Consider the following 17936-nt stretch of genomic DNA (forward strand, 5'->3'; position numbering starts at 1 on the left):
ATTCAAAGTTGTTTAGTTGCAAAGGTTCTTAATGACATCGTAAGCCTGAATATAGCCAAGCTCTCCAGCACGGCTTAAATCCAGACATCCTTTGTCTGTATTACCGAGAGCCTGATAAATGAGGCCTCTAACATAGAATGCTTCTTTGTAGAATTCGTTAAGAGTAATGGCATTATCCATATCTACCAAAGCCTCTTTCTGGAGCCCTTCAGATGATCTTACCAGACCCCGGGAAAAATGAGCCGGAGCAAAAACCGGATCTAATTCAATCGCCTTATTGAGATTTTCAAGGGCATCTTTATTTCTTCCTGATTTTGCCTGAGCAACGCCCCTTACATAATAAGCCTCAGACCTATTGTCGGAAAATGTAGGGATTTCGATGTTTTCTGTCACTCCGTTTCTTAAAGTGGCCAGCTTGTCTTCCGGCATTGCGGTTGAATAGACGACTTTAGAATCCAGGTTAGTGTTGCCATACTCTATGGCTTTATCAAGATCAGAAATAGCACTGCGTTGATTATTCAGTTTTGAGTGGCAAAAACCACGGCCATATAACGATTTGATATCGGTCGGCTGAATTCTCAAAGCAGAATCAAAATCCTTTAAAGCTCCCACATAATCTGCCATTTTAGCCTTGGCGAAACCTCTTTGATAAAAACTTTCTCCATCCTGAGGGCTGAGTTCGAGTGCTTTATCAAAATCTGAAACGGCCTCTGCATATTCTTCCACTTTAAGTCTGCTGGCACCACGCTCAGCAAAAGTTGCGGCTCTTTTTGGGTTAATGTCAATAGACTTTGAGTAATCAGAAATACTGCCTTTATAGTCCCCTAATTTAGCTTTGCAATACCCCCTTGAGAAGAAAGCCTGGTATTTTGAGGATGCATCTGAAGCAAGCTCCACCACACGATTAAAGTCAGAAATTGCCTTACGATACTCCTCTAATTTGGCCAGTGTTACACCTCTTTGAAGGTATGCGTAATCGTCGTTTGAGTTGAGTTCAATGGTACGGTTAAAATCCTGAATTGCTGTTTTAGGATCACCCTGCTCAGACTGGCTCATACCCCTGTAGAGGTAAGATAATGATTCACGAGGATTTAGTTCAATGGCCGTTGTAAAGTCTTTAATAGCACCACGGTGGTCTTTCAGAGCTTGTTTAGTAAGGCCTCGGTTAAAATAACTCTGAGCGTTTTCAGGGTTCATGGCAATTGCTCTGCTAAAGTCGCCTAAAGCTCCTGTATAGTCGCCGGCTTTACTCTTGTTAACACCGCTTTCAAAAAAGTCGGCGGCAGTTTGCTGAGAATAGCTACCAAAAGAGATTAAAATCAGGAAAGATAGAATACGTAATTTCATTGAAGAATTTTTTAGGGATAAGCCCAAAATTAATTTTTTCAATGGTAGAAAACGAAAGTTTTACTCAAAAGAGCATCGAAAGGCCGGAAAGTATGACAAAAAACAAGGTGCTAAGGGCTAGTTGCTTCAAAAGAGGATCGGGGTTATCTAGCTTTTTAACTTTGATAGCATTGATCAAAAACAGAGGGAAAGCTATGAGAAAATACCAGCTAATATCACCCCTCATGAGTGCAAAGGCAAGTATAGAAAGAGCAGCCAGGGCTAGTAAAATCCAATGGTAGACGATAGCTTTTTGTTTACCCAAACGAGCCGGAATTGTAAACTTTCCTGCCTTAGTATCTGACTCTATATCCCGGATATTATTCAGGTTTAAGACTCCTGTAGCCAGAAATCCACAGCTCAAGGCAGGTAATATATTGACGGCTTCAAAACGATGGGTAAACAGGAAATTACTTCCCAAAACACCTACCAGACCAAAGAAAATTAAAACTGAGATATCCCCCAGGCCTGCATAGCCATAGGGTTTTTTGCCTGCTGTGTAGGTGTAAGCCGCCAGTATGCAGAGTAGACCTAATCCTAAGAACCACCAGAAGGCCTGTAGATTGGCTTGTCTAAAAGCAAAATACAGCAGTAAAATTCCACTGACAAGAGAAAGTACCCCAAAAATGATGATGGCTTTGAACATACTTTCGGGAGATATTTCACCGCTTTGAACGGCTCTTTGAGGACCTACCCGATCTAAGGAGTCGGCTCCGTTTTGAGTGTCGCCATAATCGTTTGCAAAGTTTGAAAGGATCTGAAGTAATATGGTGGTTAGGCAGGCCAATCCGAAAACTCTTCCATCAAAAACGCCTTGATAACCCGCCAAAAAAGTACCCATAAAAATGCAGGAAAGGGCTAAAGGTAAGGTTCGTGGCCGTGCGGCTTCTATCCAGTTTTTCACTTTAGATCAGGTTTGCTTTCAATTTTCAAGTGCAAAGCTAAAATTAAATCCCAACCGCCGCCTTAAATTCTGCGTCCTCGGGTTTAATTTTTGAAGCAAAGAAGTGTGTTACCTGACCGTCTTCGTTTACCACGTATTTACAGAAGTTCCAGGTGGGTGCTTTATCATTCCAACCGTTAAGTTCTTTACTGCTCAGCCATTTGTAAAGTGGATGCTGGTTGTCTCCAATGACATCAATTTTAGAGAACATCTGGAAAGTTACACCGTAGTTTTTTTGACAAAACTCGCCAATCTCCTCGTCAGATCCGGGCTCTTGTCCACCGAAATTATTTGCAGGGAAGCCTAAGACAACGATATCCTCACCATGCTCCTCATGAAACTTCTGCCAGTCGGCGTACTGAGGAGTAAAACCGCATTTAGAGGCTACATTAAGAAGCACTACTTTCTTGCCTTTGTATTGAGAAAGGTCAATTTCTTCTCCTTCCAGAGATTCCATCTTATAATCGTACAAAGAGCCATTGGCGAGGCTGCTAGCTGGTATTATGTTCATCGCTCGTTTGTTTGATAAAACATTTTTTATGGTAGTGAAATTCATAAGGGCCAGAACTGCAAGAACGGCCAACACAATGGCAGCAACTATCTTCATTTGTATTAAGGTTTAGGTCGACTGAATAAAAAAAGAGTTGTAGCTTTTCAACTACAACTCTCATAACTTTTTTATGTTCAAGGAGGTTCCTTAATGAAAGGTCTTATGTCTTAAATCTTACTTCTCCCAGTCTTATAAAAGACTACATCTCCTTCATCTCACTCACCACTTTTGTAATGGTTTGTTTGGCGTCGCCGAATAACATCAGAGCATTGTCATAACCAAAAAGCTCGTTTTGAATACCGGCATAACCCACACCCATACTTCGTTTTGAAATAATCACTGTTCTCGCTTTATCGGCATTAAGGATAGGCATTCCGTAAATCGGGCTTTGAGGATTATTGCGGGCGGCAGGGTTCACCACGTCATTGGCACCGACAACAAAAACAAGATCGGTGTTAGAAAAATCGTCATTGATTTGTTCCATCTCAATCAGCTTATCGTATGAGATATTGGCCTCTGCCAATAATACGTTCATATGACCAGGCATACGTCCTGCCACCGGGTGAATGGCAAAACGAAACTCAATACCACGTTTCTCACACTGCTCAGAAAGTTCTCTGATCACATGCTGAGCCTGAGCCACGGCCATACCATAACCAGGAACCACAATCACCGAAGTGGCTGCATCAAAAAGCATGGCGGCTTCTTCAACTCCAACTTCTTTGACCACGACTTCTTCTCCCTCTCCTCCAGATTCAGAGGCCGTCTGGCCAAAACCTCCAAGAAGAACATTCATCAGGGAACGGTTCATAGCTTTACACATAATTTGCGTAAGAATGATCCCGGAAGCACCCACTAAAGCACCTGAAACGATAAGCACGTTATTATTAAGGACGAAACCAGTGGTACAGGCGGCCATACCTGAATATGAGTTCAACAGCGAAATCACCACCGGCATATCTGCTCCACCGATCGGGATTACCACGAGAATACCCAATACCAAAGCAATGGCTACAAGAGCAATGATATAAATGGAGTCTGCCTGATTCATTAGGGCAACTACCGCTGCTACTACTGCTCCAATCAATAAAAGAAGATTAACCAGATGCTGGCCTTTAAACATGATCGGTTTACCGGAGATCTTACCGTTGAGTTTAAGGAAGGCAATGATGGAGCCCGTAAAAGTTAGTCCGCCGATGAAAATACTCAATGCCGCGGAGGTTCCGATAATCGGACCTACGTGCTGCCCGAGTTCCTGAGTTTTGAGCCAATAATCTGATGATGCTACTGCCAGTGAAGCCAGTCCACCGAAACCATTAAACAAGGCTACCATTTCCGGCATTTGCGTCATCTCTACTTTGACAGAAATGTATAAGCCAATGGCAGAGCCAATAACCACACAGATGAGTATTTCAACCAAAGAGATACTTTGTACCTGAACGACCGTCGCCAAAATAGCCACAAGCATTCCTAAAGCTGAAAGCTGATTTCCGGTGCGGGCCTCCTTGGTCTTATTCATTTTCTTGATCCCAATGATAAAAAGTACCGAGGCGATCAAATAGGCAAATTGTATTGCTATGTTCATTTTTTTAGATTCTTTCTTCTTTTGAAAATTTTTAGGGTTGGAAGCTGGAAGTCGGAGGTCGGAAGTTGAGAAACTTCAAACTTCTGACTTCAAACCTCTCACTTCCCTCTACTTTTTCTTCTTAAACATCTTTAACATTCGGTCGGTAACGGCGTACCCGCCTACCACGTTAATAGTGGCTAATATTAAGGCGAGCATTCCAAGCCATTTGCTGACGGTGCCGTAGCCAAGCTCATTGCAGGCCAGAATAGCACCCACGATAGTGATACCAGAAATAGCGTTTGAGCCTGACATTAAAGGAGTATGAAGGGTAGGAGGTACTTTTGAGATTAACTCGAAACCCAGATAACTGGCTAAAACCAGCACATACAAAAGGATAATTAATGATTCTAAGGACATGTTTTTGTTTTTTGACGGAAGACCGAGGACGGATGACCGAAGTCTAAATTCCATCTCGCTTCCAGGTTTTATTTTGACCTCGGTCACCGGTCACCGGTCCTCGGTCATTATTTTAACTTTTCGACAAAATACTATTCGTAAACTCATGAACCGTATGTCCGCCATGAGTAATGAGAGAACCTTTGGTGATTTCTTCATCTATTTCCCATTTAAAGCCGTCTTTATCTGCAAGGTGCAGCAGCAAAGTGCTGATGTTGGTTGCATACAATTGACTTGCATTTACAGGCAATAAAGAAGGTAAATTCGATTCGCCAATAATGGTTACACCATGTTTTACAACGGTTTGATGTATCTCTGACACTTCACAGTTTCCTCCTGATTCAACGGCCATATCTACGATTACAGAACCGGCTTTCATGGTTTTGACCATTTCTTCCGATACTAAAACCGGAGCCTTTTTACCAATGACCAGAGCAGTGGTAATTACAAGGTCAGCTTCTTTGATACGTTCCTGGATCAACTCCTTCTGTTTTTGAAGGTATTCTGCCGATACCTCTTTGGCATAGCCGCCTTCTACCACTACGCCTTCCACACCTTCTACGGTTAGGAAACGGCCACCTAGTGATTCTACCTGCTCTTTAGTTTCAGGGCGAACATCGGTTACTTCCACAATAGCTCCAAGACGCTTAGCTGTTGCAATAGCCTGAAGGCCGGCTACACCGGCACCAAAAATCAGGACTTTCGATGGGGTAATCGTGCCGGCGGCGGTCATCATTAGTGGGAAAATTTTACCGAGGGCATTGGCTCCCAACAGAACCGTCTTGTAACCAGCTAAATTTGCCTGTGAGCTCAGGGCATCCATTTTCTGAGCCCGGGAAATTCTCGGTACGGCGTCCATTGAGAAAGAAGAGATTTTCTTCTTGTTCATGGCATCCAGCACCGAAGGAATGGTATACGCATACATAAATGACATACAGATACCGCCATCACGCATGTGACCTACTTCCTCTTCAGTAAAGGCATTGACCTTCATTACCACATCTGCATCTGCCGCCGATCTCGCGTCTTTTGCGATGGTAGCCCCTATGGCTTCGTAATCGGCATCTGAAATGGAAGAGTTTTGGCCAGCTCCGGTTTCTACCTTGACTTCGAAGCCCTTTTTGATCAATTGTTTGATAATTTCAGGAGTAAGAGCCACACGTTTTTCGTAAGCTTTGGTCTCCTTTAAAACTGCTATTTGCATTAAACTTCCTTTGAATTAATCGTGTAAAATAGAGTCTAAAATAACATTACTTTCAGACAATTCGACGTCAGCAAGCCAGAATTGGTAGGCTTGGGAAGTACTCTGGCAAAAGAATACGGCGTTAAATTTCCTTAAGAATGGTTCTGTTATACGGGGCAAAAATATGTATTTCTCCTAACAATCGATTGCACCTGCAATGATCAGATAAAAAATGGGTCATATTTTATTAGATTTGCCAAAATTCATCAAACAAAGTAAAACCATCTGCATGAGACGTTTTGTTGTAGTTATCACGTTATCAATACTTTATTGTTTTAATGCCTCCGCTCAACCAGGTTCAGGGACTAAGTGGACTCCTGACGGCGAAGGCTATTATGAAGAATATGAAGGAGCTATTGTCAAGTTTCTTCTGGAGGAAAACAGGTATGAAAGAGTTATTTCTGCTGAAAGGTTAACTCCGGCAGGGTTTGACGAGCCATTGCCTTTGGAAAATTTCAATTTTACATCTGATCAATCAAAGCTCTTGATCTATACCAATGCCCAGAAAGTATGGCGTTATAAAACCCGTGGTGATTACTGGTTATTGGATTTAAAGAGTAATGAGCTAAAGCAATTAGGTAAAAGTTTACCAGAGGCTTCGTTGATGTTTGCTAAAATATCTCCTGACGGATCCAAGGTCGCATACGTTTCTGAACGCAATATTTATGTGGAAGACCTCAAAACCGGAAAGATCAAGCAGCTGACTAAAACGGATGGTAATCCAAAATTGATCAACGGAACCTTCGACTGGGCTTACGAAGAAGAGTTTGGTATTTATGATGGTTTCAGATGGAGCCCTGACAGTAAAAAAATTGCCTATTGGCAGCTGGATGCTTCGGGTATTAAGTATTTCAATTTGATCAATAATACTGATGGTATCTATTCTAAAGTGATCCCAATTGAGTACCCTAAGGTAGGTGAGGCACCCTCGGTGTGCAGAATTGGTGTGATGAATGCCAAAAACGGTAAAACACAATGGATGAACATTCCGGGTGATCCTCAGCAAAATTACATTCCAAGAATGGAATGGGCGGGCAACTCAGACGAGGTGATGATTCAGCAACTTGATCGTAAGCAACAAGTCTCGAAAATCATGTATGCTAACGCTAAAACCGGCGAGACAAGAACTATTTTTGAAGAGACTGACGAAGCCTGGGTAGATGTAAGAACTATCTGGCATGACGATAATCCCGCCGGCTGGGAGTGGATAAACGACGGTCGAGAGTTTCTGTGGGTAAGTGAAAAAGATGGCTGGAATCACCTCTACCGAATTTCAAGAGACGGTAAAAGCGTGAGATTGGTTACTGATGGAGAGTATGATGTGATAGATCCCCTCATGTATGACGAAAAAACGGATCATGTCTATTTTACGGCCTCGCCAGATAACCCGATGCAGAAATATCTTTATCGGGTTTCTGTGGCCAGTGCAGGAAAAGCGGAGCGGCTTACTCCGGTTTCTCAGCCCGGAACGCACGGTTATACCATTTCAGCGGATGGCAGATATGCCATGCACGACTTCAGCAATTATTATACTTTCCCGCTGAAAGAGTGGATTACCTTACCGAATCATCAGCCTTTGGATGCTGAGAACTCGATTGAGAGGAAAATTGATCCTGCAAAGAAGGCGGCTTCAAACATTGAGTTTCTCAATATTACCACTAAAAGTGGTATTCAAATGAGTGGATGGATGGCCAAACCAAAGGATTTTGATCCATCAAAAAAGTATGCAACTCTCTTTTATGTATACTCTGAGCCGGCATCTGCCAATGCCAAAGACAACTGGACCGCAGGTTACAGCTACCACCACGCCGTAAGGCCAACAGATCATGGCTATATTTATGTGGCCATTGATGGCAGGGGGTCTCCGCTGCCCAAAGGAAGAGAATGGCGGAAAGCGATTTACAGAAATATAGGTATCGTCAATATCAAAGATCAGGCAGAAGGGGCGATGGCTTTAATGGAGAAATATCCGTTTATAGACAAGGAAAGGATTGCGGTGCATGGCTGGTCCGGCGGAGGAAGCACCACTCTAAATCTCCTTTTCAAATACCCTCAAATTTATCAAACCGGTGTTGCTGTGGCGGCTGTGGCCAATCAATTGACTTATGATAATATCTATCAGGAGCGTTATATGGGTGTTCCGCCAGAAGATCTGGCGGGTTTTGTAGAGGGCTCTCCGGTGAATCATGTGGATGGTTTGCAGGGTAATCTACTCTATATTCATGGTACAGGTGACGATAATGTACATTATCAAAACGCCGAAATGCTGATCAATGAATTGGTAAAACATGGAAAGAAGTTTCAGTTCATGGCTTACCCTAATGGCACACACGGCATTCGTGAAGAGCCTGGATCCCGCCAGCATTTAAATCAACTATTTTTGGATTACATACTGGAGCATTGTCCTCCGGGTGCAAAATAGTTTGAAGGATGAAAAGCCTGAGCTGCCAGCTCAGGCTTTTTCTTGTCCTTTCCATTAGTCACTTATTAACAATCCTATCAATTTCCTGCAATCCTTTGCCCTGAAAGCAGACTTTCCTAAATTCACCCCTTTGAATTCAACCCTAATACAGAAATAAATGAAAGACGAGAAAACTCGTGAAGCTTACTGGCGTAAAAACCTGAGCTACCTCGCCATACTTCTCAGTATCTGGTTTATAGTTTCTTATCTCTGCGGCATCGTTTTCGTGGATCAGCTCAATACCATTCGAATGGGTGGATTCAAGCTTGGTTTCTGGTTTGCACAGCAGGGCTCTATCTACGTATTTATTGTCCTCATTTTTGTTTATGTACGGCTTATGAATAAGCTGGACAAGGAATTTAACGTAAACGAAGACTAAGATGGATATACAAACCTGGACCTATATTATTGTCGGTCTTTCTTTCGCTCTATACATCGGTATTGCCATCTGGTCAAAAGCCGGTTCTACCAAAGACTTTTATGTTGCCGGTGGAGGTGTTTCTCCCTTGGCTAATGGAATGGCCACCGCGGCGGACTGGATGTCTGCAGCCTCCTTTATCTCCATGGCGGGCCTTATTTCTTTTATGGGTTATGACGGCTCAGTGTATCTTATGGGCTGGACAGGGGGCTATGTTTTACTCGCTTTATTGCTCGCTCCCTACCTCAGAAAATTCGGTAAATTTACAGTGCCTGATTTTATAGGGGATCGCTATTACTCAAATACCGCTCGTACGGTGGCGGTGGTCTGTGCCATTTTTGTTTCTTTCACTTATGTAGCCGGTCAAATGCGGGGAGTTGGAGTAGTGTTCTCCCGCTTTCTGGAAGTTGATATCAACACCGGCGTCATCATTGGGATGGCCATCGTGTTCTTTTATGCTGTTTTAGGCGGAATGAAAGGCATTACCTACACTCAGGTGGCACAGTTCTGTGTCCTCATTTTCGCCTTTATGGTGCCGGCATTCTTTATCAGTATTCAAATGACGGATACTATTTTGCCACAGCTTGGTTTTGGTGCTAAAACATCGGATGGCATGTATCTGCTTGATAAACTGGACGGGCTGCATCGTGAATTGGGATTTGCAGAATATACAAGTGGTCAGAAATCGAAACTGGATGTCTTCATGATCACGGCGGCATTGATGATCGGGACGGCAGGTTTGCCACATGTCATTGTTCGTTTCTTTACGGTGCCAAAAGTTAAAGATGCCCGACTTTCAGCGGGTTACGCTCTGGCTTTAATTGCTATTTTATACACCACGGCTCCGGCCATTTCGGCTTTTGCCAGAACGAATTTAATTGAAACTGTGAGCAATAAAGCTTATGATTCATTGCCGGCCTGGTTTGGGAATTGGGAGAAAACAGGCCTGATACAGTTTGAAGATAAAAACCAGGACGGCTTGGTCCAATATGTGGCCGATGCTGAAACCAATGAACTTACAATAGATAGAGACATTATGGTTCTTGCCAATCCGGAGATTGCCCGTTTACCCAATTGGGTAATTGCTCTCGTAGCAGCAGGTGGGTTGGCGGCAGCTTTGTCAACTGCGGCAGGACTACTTTTGGTCATTTCCACTTCGGTGTCGCATGACTTATTGAAGAAACAATTTATGCCTTTTATGTCAGATAAAAAGGAGCTGATGTTTGCCCGTTTGGCGTCATTGGTAGCTGTTTGTGTGGCAGGATATTTTGGCATCAACCCACCGGGTTTTGTAGCCTCTGTGGTGGCATTGGCCTTTGGGTTGGCGGCTGCTTCGTTTTTTCCCGCCATTATTCTAGGTATTTTCAATAAGCGAATGAACAAAGAAGGAGCCATTGCCGGTATGGTGGTGGGCCTTTTGATCACCATCTACTATATAGCCCGTTTCAGGCTTCACTGGATAGGTGATGAAGCCACGGCTACTGAGGCTGATTGGTGGTTTGGTATTTCACCCGAGGGCTTCGGGACGATCGGGATGCTCATCAATTTTGTTGTATCTGTCGTCATCTCAAGGTTTACCCCGGCACCGCCAGAAGATGTGCAGGCCATTGTAGAGGATATTCGTATACCAAGAGGGGCTGGTAAGGCGATTGAGCATTAAACAAACTATTAAACTGAAATTATTGATTAGTCATTATGAGAATCAGAACTTTTGAAGATTATCAGGAACAATACAAAAAAAGCGTTGACGATCCGGAAGGATTTTGGGGAGAAGTAGCCCAGGAGTTTGAATGGAAAAAACCGTGGACCAAAGTGCTCGACTGGAATTTTGAGGAGCCTAACGTCAAATGGTTTGTAGGAGGTAAACTCAATATCACCGAAAATACATTGGATCGTCATGTTCGTGAGCGGCCAAATCAGCCTGCCATAGTTTGGGAACCTAATGAAAAAGAAGACGAATCAGTAACCATCACTTACAAAGTTTTGCATGAGCGGGTTAGTCGCTTTGCTAATGTTTTGAAAGGTCATGGGGTAGAAAAAAGTGACCGAATTTGTATTTATATGCCCATGATTCCAGAGCTGGCTATTGCTGTTTTGGCTTGTGCCAGAATCGGGGCGATACACTCGGTAGTTTTCGGAGGTTTTTCAGCTAAATCGATTGCTGACAGGGTCAATGATGCTAATTGTAAAATGATCATTACCACTGACGGAGCTTTTAGGGGTCAGAAGAAAATCCCGATGAAAGAGACGGTGGATGACGCTTTGATTGGTTGTCCTACAGTAGAAAAGGTCATCGTGGCGACACGAACCCGTACGCCTATTTCCATGATCAAAGGTCGAGACTACTGGTGGGAAGAAGAAGTTAAAAAGGTAAGTGCTGATTGTCCGGCTACTGAGATGGACTCTGAAGATCCACTTTTCATTCTATACACCTCAGGCTCTACCGGTAAACCAAAAGGAGTGGTGCATACCTGTGGCGGATATATGGTCTACTCTACGTATTCGTTTCAAAATGTCTTTCAATATGACCCTGGTGACGTGTACTTCTGTACCGCCGACATCGGTTGGATAACGGGTCACTCTTATATTATTTACGGTCCTCTGGCGGCCGGTGCAACTTCGATCATGTTTGAAGGTGTACCTACCTACCCTGATGCGGGCCGTTTCTGGGACATTGTAGAGCGTCATAAGGTAAACATTTTCTACACGGCTCCTACGGCCATTCGTTCGTTGATGGGCTTTGGTAAGGAGTTTTGGGAAAACAAGGATTTAAGTTCTTTGAAGGTATTAGGTTCTGTTGGTGAGCCCATAAATGAAGAAGCCTGGCACTGGTATAACGACAATATTGGTAAAGGAAACTGTACCATTTGCGATAGCTGGTGGCAGACCGAGACCGGAGGGATTATGATTTCGCCTTTAGCGAATATCACACCGACCAAACCGACTTTTGCCACTCTTCCTTTGCCGGGTGTTCAGCCAGAACTGGTAGATGAAAAAGGTGAAGTTATTGAAGGAAATGGCGTGAATGGAAATTTGGTGATCAAGTTCCCTTGGCCGTCAATTATCAGAACCACCTGGGGTGATCATGATCGTTGCAAACAGGTTTATTTTTCAACCTATAAGCATAAATATTTCACGGGTGACGGCTGTATGCGTGACGAAGATGGGTACTACCGTATTACTGGTCGCGTAGATGATGTCATCAACGTTTCCGGTCACCGAATTGGCACCGCTGAAGTAGAAGATGCTCTGAATTCACACACCGGTGTTGTGGAATCTGCCGTGGTAGGTTACCCTCATGATATCAAAGGGCAGGGCATTTTCGCTTATATCATTATGGAAAGTCAGGTTCATGAAGAAGATTTGATGAAACGTGATATTCTGGCTACGGTGACCCGAATTATTGGTCCTATCGCCAAGCCTGATCAGATTCTTTTTGTGAGCGGTTTGCCTAAAACCCGTTCGGGCAAAATTATGCGTAGGATACTTCGCAAAATTGCTGAAGGTGATGTTTCATCGCTTGGGGATACCAGTACACTACTTGATCCTTCAGTTGTTGAGGAGATTAAGGAGAAGGCCGGGTTATAGACTTATCTCTGATTACAAAAAGCTCAAAACCTTGAATGGTTTTGAGCTTTTTTGTTGACCATAGGTCTTTAGGAAGTTTTTTGTAGCGTGTAAATCTCTTTTACGACTTTCGCGGTTTTGTGATTTCCACTGTGGTTCCAGCCAGGTGGCATGAAAAGGTAAAGGATTTTATTTTTTAGTCCTGGAGCTTTCCAAACGTCTTTGGCCAATTCCACAAATTCGCTGAAATAGACATCGTACAGGTTTCCTGAATTGATAGGTCGGGTGATGCCATATTCGATTGGGACGTTCTTGTCTTCTTCCTGATAGGTTTTGAAAACCCGGTCCCAGATATTGAGCAAATTGCAGAAGTTGGTATCCATGTATAATGGGTTTCGTGCATGGTGTACCCGGTGATGCGATGGCGTCAGAATGATCTTTTCCAAAAAGCCCAGTCGTCCATCTTTGATCACGTTTTCTCCCAAATGAATCAAAGCACCCCAGAAGCCATCAATGAACATAATGGTGAAAAGCATAGCTGGTTCTATTCCGGCGATGATACAAATTCCAGCCCGTATTGTATCTGCATAGGCTCCTTCGAGAAAGAAATGAGCGTAGGTAACCGAGAGATTCATATCCTCGGGGGTGTGATGCGTACTGTGAAAACACCAGAACAGGCGGACTTTATGACCCAAATAATGGTAAATGAAATGGGAAAACTCCCAAACCACATAGCCATAAATAAACCAGTACCAGGTAAAGCTGGTCTGAAAGGGAGCGATTGGCTGAAAAATGGCGATCATGAAGCCGACAATCCCTATTGAGATGAAGCGGCCAATAACTCGATTAAGTACATAAATAAGAAAGTTGGTCTGGTAGACTTTCGTTTGAGGGTTTTTCTGAATCAGGCCGGAAATTAATTCTATAAGGACCATCAGTGGCACGATGGGTCCTAGAATACTGGTAATACCGTCCCAAGTTTTAAAAACAGAAAAATCACCTTCTTTTAAGAAGTTTATCAGATTGTCCAGGCCGAAGAACAACCAGATCTCCTTTAAAATTGATTCTATTATTTCCATGATATAGGGTTAAATGTCCTATGAAAATACGGCCAATGGTTTAACAGAACCTTAATAAAAAATAAACAGGTCACTCAAATTTGTAAAGCGACCTGTCCAATTTGTTTAAGGAAGATTACCCGGCCATATCCTCTACTTTAAAAGCCTGAATTTCTGTGACGTACACCTTTTGGTTTTGTTTGTTGGTGTAGTTTCTGTAATTGATTTTACCCTCAATTTTGACAAATTTTCCTTTGACAATCAAGCCCTGACATTGCTCAGCTAATTTGCCCCAGGCTACTACATTATGCCATTCCGTTTTGGTCATTTCCTGCCCGTTCTTTTGATACTTTTGGTTGGTAGCCAGGCTGAATACGGCTTTCTTGTTTTTATCAAAGTTTAATACTTCTGCCTTCTTACCTGCGTTTCCGATTAATGTTACTGTGTTCATGTTCGTAATGTTTGTTTATGTTATGAAAGTGACCTGTGTTTCAGATCGATGGGACAAAGTTGGCGGGTTGTCCAAACAAGAGTCGGTTTATAAATATGTATAAACGAGTGTAAGCATGTATAAGTATTTGTTGTCTTTTTTCTTATTGATTTACAATTACTTACAGAAGTTAATTTTCTTCTTATATTTGATAGAACACATAAAGAATTCACATGGAAAGAAGTTGTCCAGAGTGCGGGAGACCTATTTTTGGTCGGGCCGATAAGAAGTTTTGCTCAGAGCCTTGCCGCAATAGTTACAATAATAAATTGAAGGCGGTATCTACCAATCTGATTCGCAATACCAATTATGCTTTGAAGAAAAACTACAAGATTTTGGAAAGCATTTGTAAAGAAGATAAAGCCAAAACTGTTCGGAGTACTCTTCTCAAAAATGGCTTTGATTTCAATCTGATCACCAGCCTCAGAACCACCAAGAAAGGAAGCACCTACTATTTTGTGTATGACTACGGTTATTTAGAGCTAGATAATGATTTTTTTCTGATTGTCAAGGACAATAGAGGGGAGGAGGATTAGGTTTTGAGTTGTACCAAGACTACCCACTAAAGAGCAAGGTCGTGGCAAGACTTGATTTCGGAGTTTACGTTTTATTCGTGGCACGACCGCCAATCAATGATCCTAGCCGTGCCACGATTGTATTAGTTGGCTGAATTTTCAATGAATTGGGCAGAAAGATCTGGCGTCGGCATGTCTTTATCAAGTGGGAACATTGGTCGCCTTATCCGCTTATATCCCAGTCTTTCCAAATCCTGATCTACTCCGCCAGGAGTTAGAGCCATAACCCAGTTGCCACGCATCTCGTACAGTTCCGGTACCAAATAGCCAATTTTCACCACTACAATGTCAGTTTCTCTTGGGTTCAGGTCAAGTTCGGTAAAGTCCTTTTCATAATGGTACGGTTTCCGTTTCCCGGTAACGATAACTTTTACACTACCAATTTGTACCACCACCTCAGTCTCAGCATGACGGTCGCCCTCTTTGATCGCTAGAACCTTTCCTTTTAGTTTAAGAGGCGGAGCAAAGCGATTGTCGACAGCCGCACCGGCCATGCCTTCTGCTATATTACCGATGCCAGCAGCCTTGGCTTTTTCAATAAAATCAGGTCCCGGGATAGAGGCATAAATCAGAGAAGGCCCCTTTTCAGTTTTAAATTCCGGCCTTTTTAAAATTTCGTTCAGTGTCCAGGTTACGTCTCCGGCACCTCCAGCAGTTGGATTATCGCCCATATCACTGATCATGAAAGGAGGGCGGAGATTATCTAAGGCCATTTCCATGGCTTCTTCAAAGGTTGTTGTAGGAGCTACAAACTCAAACTCATCTCTGACCTCCCAAAAGCTTTTCGCCAACTTTTCCGCCGCGGAGGCCACAGCCTGCTGATCGTCTCCCGTTACCATAACCACGGCATGATTTCGAGGCTCATCAGCCCATGCGTAGCCAATCCAGATGGCAGCGTCAATAACCCCCTCTTGCCGCGTTAAAGGTTCTACTTTGGCATAAAGACTTTTTCCGGGCTCTATTCGAGTACTCGTTTTTTCCCCCGGTAACAGGATAGGAACCGGAATCCATGCTTTAAACTTCGGCTTACCTTTTCCACTTTTAAGCCTGTCGAGCAGATTATCAACTGCCCTTTGTTTTGATTCCATAGCATCTTCATGTGGTGCAAGCCTGTAGGCTGTAATCAAATCGGTATTTTTAGCCAGTTTCTCAGAGACATTTCCGTGAAGATCCATGCAGGTAGAAATAAGCGTTTCAGTACCTATTACTTCCCTTATTTTTTCAATGAAGTCACCCTCAGGGTCGTCAAGCCCAACAACACTCATGGCTCCATGAATGTCAAAAAAGAGACCATCATAGGGGGCTTCGGTAGCTAGTTTTTCCAGCGTCAGATTAACCAGAGAGTCATAGGCCGCTCTACTTACCGTACCGCCAGGCAAGGCTTTTCCGGTAAGAGTCGGTACCCACTGAGCACTGTTTCTTTGTGGAGTATTCTCAGCCATAAAAGGGTAATAATCGAAAATCTCTTCTCCTGTTAATGGATGGAAGGCCTCTGCTTCTGTAATAGCTGGTGAAAAAGTGCTGGACTCTATGGCCAGACCGGCAATGGCAATTTTAGGGAGGCTATCTTCTCCGGTACAGCCGAACAGGCCCAAAATACCCAGAAGGGCGAGAAGCGGTTTATGCATTCGAATTGGTTTAGTTTTGAGCAATGAATATACGCCATTTGTCTTAATGGGAAATTAAGAAAGGATTAATGGTATGGTCAATCGTCATTTTTTATTCAAAAAAGAGCCTCCAAAGTCAAAGACCAAGGAGGCTACCTGTTTCACCCAAACTAACCTGTAATCGGAAAAGTTAATTCCAGCCACCACCCAGAGCTCTGTAAATATTGACCCGGGCGTTCATTTGTTGTCTTCTCGTTTCTATTAGCTCAAATCTTGACTCTAACGCCTCTCTTTGCGTAAGTAAAACTTCCATATAATCTGCTCTTGCGTTTTTAAAGAGGTCATTAGAGATACCTATGGAAGCCACCAGAGCATCTACCTGCTGGTTTTTGAGTGCAAAACTTTGAGCCAGGTTTTCAATATTGGCTTGTTGGTTCACCACTTCCAGATAGGCCCCCAGAATGGTTTTCTCATATTCATAGACCGTTTGAATCTGAGCAGCATTGGCATTTAAATATGTCGCTGTAATGGCTCGTTTATTGATCAAGGGCCCGATCAGATCTCCCGCGAGGGAGGTCAGTAAAGATTTTGGAACATTTGCGAGGTAAATGGGATTGAAAGCTCTCAGACCCAAGGCTGCTGAAATACCCAGCGAGGGGTAAAAGTTTGCCCTGGCCACGTCCACATCCAGTTTGGCCGCTTCCAGGTTGTATTCGGCCTGTCTGATGTCTGGTCGGTTTGCCAGTAACTGAGCAGGCAGGCCCGCTTCCTTATAAACGATCTGTCGATTGACAAAATCACCGGAACTTCGCAAAATAGGTTGAGGAAAACGGCCGGTCAGAAAATTGATCCGGTTCTCTATTTCTACGATATCCTGACGAATTTCATACTGAAGACTTCTGGTTTTATAGACTTCGGCCTCAAATCGCTTCACGGCTAATTGTGTCACACGGGCGGCTTCTTTTTGAATCTTGACAATTTCAAGAGCATTACTTTGAATCTCAATGTTTTGTTGTACAATTTCCAGCTGATTGTCAAGAGCCAGCAATTCATAATAGGAATTGGCAATTTCAGCCACGAGGTTGGTCACCATAAAATTTCGGGCTTCCTGACTTCCCAGATAACGGTTAAAGGCAGCTTTGCGTGCATTTCGCAATTTGTGCCAAATGTCCAGCTCCCAGGTGGCGTATAAACCACCCAGGAAATCAGGAAGTGGCTCAGGCATCTCTTTACCTTCTTTGATGTCAGTAGTCGCTTCCATGGCACCGATATTTGTGTAGCGGGCCACTTTGTCAAGGCCCATTCCGCCCCGGTAACCTACAAAAGGCAAATATTCACCTTTTCTGGCCAGGACCTCATTTTTACTGATCTCAATCTCCTGCATCATGATATTCAACTCCTGATTCTTATTCAGGGCTGTATCTATGAGTGACGCCAGGTAGGGATCCTGGAAATACTCCTCCCAGTTGACTTTTTCCACAGATTCGGCCGTTTTTTGACCACCAAAATCAGCCGGTAAGTTTCTGTTCTCAATTTTTCCCGTGATTTGAGGCGTTTTACATGAGCTCATGATTAGCAAAATGCCTGCTACTGCAATGAATTTTAGTTTTTTCAT

General features: G+C 43.3%; 15 protein-coding genes. 5 read left to right on the forward strand and 10 right to left on the reverse strand.

Features of this window, described 5'->3' with window-relative positions; all coding sequences use genetic code 11:
* Positions 1-12 precede the first annotated feature (12 nt).
* From AFM12_RS12825 to AFM12_RS12850, 6 genes are all read right to left on the reverse strand, one after another.
* Entirely contained in the window at positions 13-1347 is a 1335-nt protein-coding gene (locus AFM12_RS12825; RefSeq protein ID WP_055148934.1) for a tetratricopeptide repeat protein, read from the reverse strand.
* 64 nt (positions 1348-1411) lie between these two features.
* On the reverse strand, positions 1412-2290 hold the full coding sequence (locus tag AFM12_RS12830) for a 1,4-dihydroxy-2-naphthoate polyprenyltransferase (protein WP_055148802.1): 879 nt from the start codon (positions 2288-2290) through the stop codon (positions 1412-1414).
* Between the two features lie 43 nt (positions 2291-2333).
* Positions 2334-2840: a glutathione peroxidase gene (locus tag AFM12_RS12835; protein ID WP_374754269.1), complete on the reverse strand. Its 507-nt coding sequence runs from the start codon at positions 2838-2840 to the stop codon at positions 2334-2336.
* Between the two features lie 238 nt (positions 2841-3078).
* Positions 3079-4464 (reverse strand): NAD(P)(+) transhydrogenase (Re/Si-specific) subunit beta, encoded by a 1386-nt coding sequence (locus tag AFM12_RS12840; RefSeq protein ID WP_055148806.1) that lies wholly within the window; start codon positions 4462-4464, stop codon positions 3079-3081.
* Between the two features lie 108 nt (positions 4465-4572).
* On the reverse strand, positions 4573-4863 hold the full coding sequence (locus AFM12_RS12845; RefSeq protein WP_055148808.1) for an NAD(P) transhydrogenase subunit alpha part 2: 291 nt from the start codon (positions 4861-4863) through the stop codon (positions 4573-4575).
* 112 nt (positions 4864-4975) lie between these two features.
* Entirely contained in the window at positions 4976-6106 is a 1131-nt protein-coding gene (locus AFM12_RS12850) for a Re/Si-specific NAD(P)(+) transhydrogenase subunit alpha (protein ID WP_055148810.1), read from the reverse strand.
* Between the two features lie 268 nt (positions 6107-6374).
* Between AFM12_RS12850 and AFM12_RS12855 the strand changes: the two genes are divergently transcribed.
* From AFM12_RS12855 to acs, 4 genes are all read left to right on the forward strand, one after another.
* The gene (locus AFM12_RS12855) at positions 6375-8567 is read left to right on the forward strand and encodes a S9 family peptidase (protein WP_055148936.1); all 2193 of its coding nucleotides are present in this window, start codon (positions 6375-6377) and stop codon (positions 8565-8567) included.
* 157 nt (positions 8568-8724) lie between these two features.
* Positions 8725-8985: a DUF4212 domain-containing protein gene (locus AFM12_RS12860; protein ID WP_055148812.1), complete on the forward strand. Its 261-nt coding sequence runs from the start codon at positions 8725-8727 to the stop codon at positions 8983-8985.
* Position 8986: 1 nt separating this feature from the next.
* The gene (locus AFM12_RS12865) at positions 8987-10684 is read left to right on the forward strand and encodes a sodium:solute symporter family protein (RefSeq protein ID WP_055148814.1); all 1698 of its coding nucleotides are present in this window, start codon (positions 8987-8989) and stop codon (positions 10682-10684) included.
* 35 nt (positions 10685-10719) lie between these two features.
* Complete coding sequence (gene acs, locus AFM12_RS12870; RefSeq protein ID WP_055148816.1) at positions 10720-12612, forward strand: acetate--CoA ligase; 1893 nt, start codon at positions 10720-10722, stop codon at positions 12610-12612.
* A 68-nt stretch (positions 12613-12680) separates the two neighbouring features.
* Here acs and AFM12_RS12875 read toward each other — a convergent pair whose 3' ends face one another.
* Complete coding sequence (locus AFM12_RS12875; RefSeq protein ID WP_055148818.1) at positions 12681-13670, reverse strand: sterol desaturase family protein; 990 nt, start codon at positions 13668-13670, stop codon at positions 12681-12683.
* 115 nt (positions 13671-13785) lie between these two features.
* Positions 13786-14100 (reverse strand): single-stranded DNA-binding protein, encoded by a 315-nt coding sequence (locus tag AFM12_RS12880; RefSeq protein ID WP_055148820.1) that lies wholly within the window; start codon positions 14098-14100, stop codon positions 13786-13788.
* Positions 14101-14312: 212 nt separating this feature from the next.
* Here AFM12_RS12880 and AFM12_RS12885 point away from each other — a divergent pair, with 212 nt between their 5' ends.
* Positions 14313-14675 (forward strand): DNA gyrase inhibitor YacG, encoded by a 363-nt coding sequence (locus AFM12_RS12885; protein WP_055148822.1) that lies wholly within the window; start codon positions 14313-14315, stop codon positions 14673-14675.
* A gap of 122 nt (positions 14676-14797) precedes the next feature.
* On the opposite strand, the gene AFM12_RS12890 is transcribed toward AFM12_RS12885, so the two are convergent.
* The gene (locus AFM12_RS12890; protein ID WP_055148824.1) at positions 14798-16342 is read right to left on the reverse strand and encodes a M81 family metallopeptidase; all 1545 of its coding nucleotides are present in this window, start codon (positions 16340-16342) and stop codon (positions 14798-14800) included.
* Between the two features lie 169 nt (positions 16343-16511).
* Positions 16512-17936, reverse strand: a complete 1425-nt coding sequence (locus AFM12_RS12895; protein ID WP_055148826.1) for a TolC family protein — start codon at positions 17934-17936, stop codon at positions 16512-16514.

This window comes from Jiulongibacter sediminis, from assembly GCF_001306455.1.
In the GTDB taxonomy this organism is placed as follows: domain Bacteria; phylum Bacteroidota; class Bacteroidia; order Cytophagales; family Spirosomataceae; genus Jiulongibacter; species Jiulongibacter sediminis.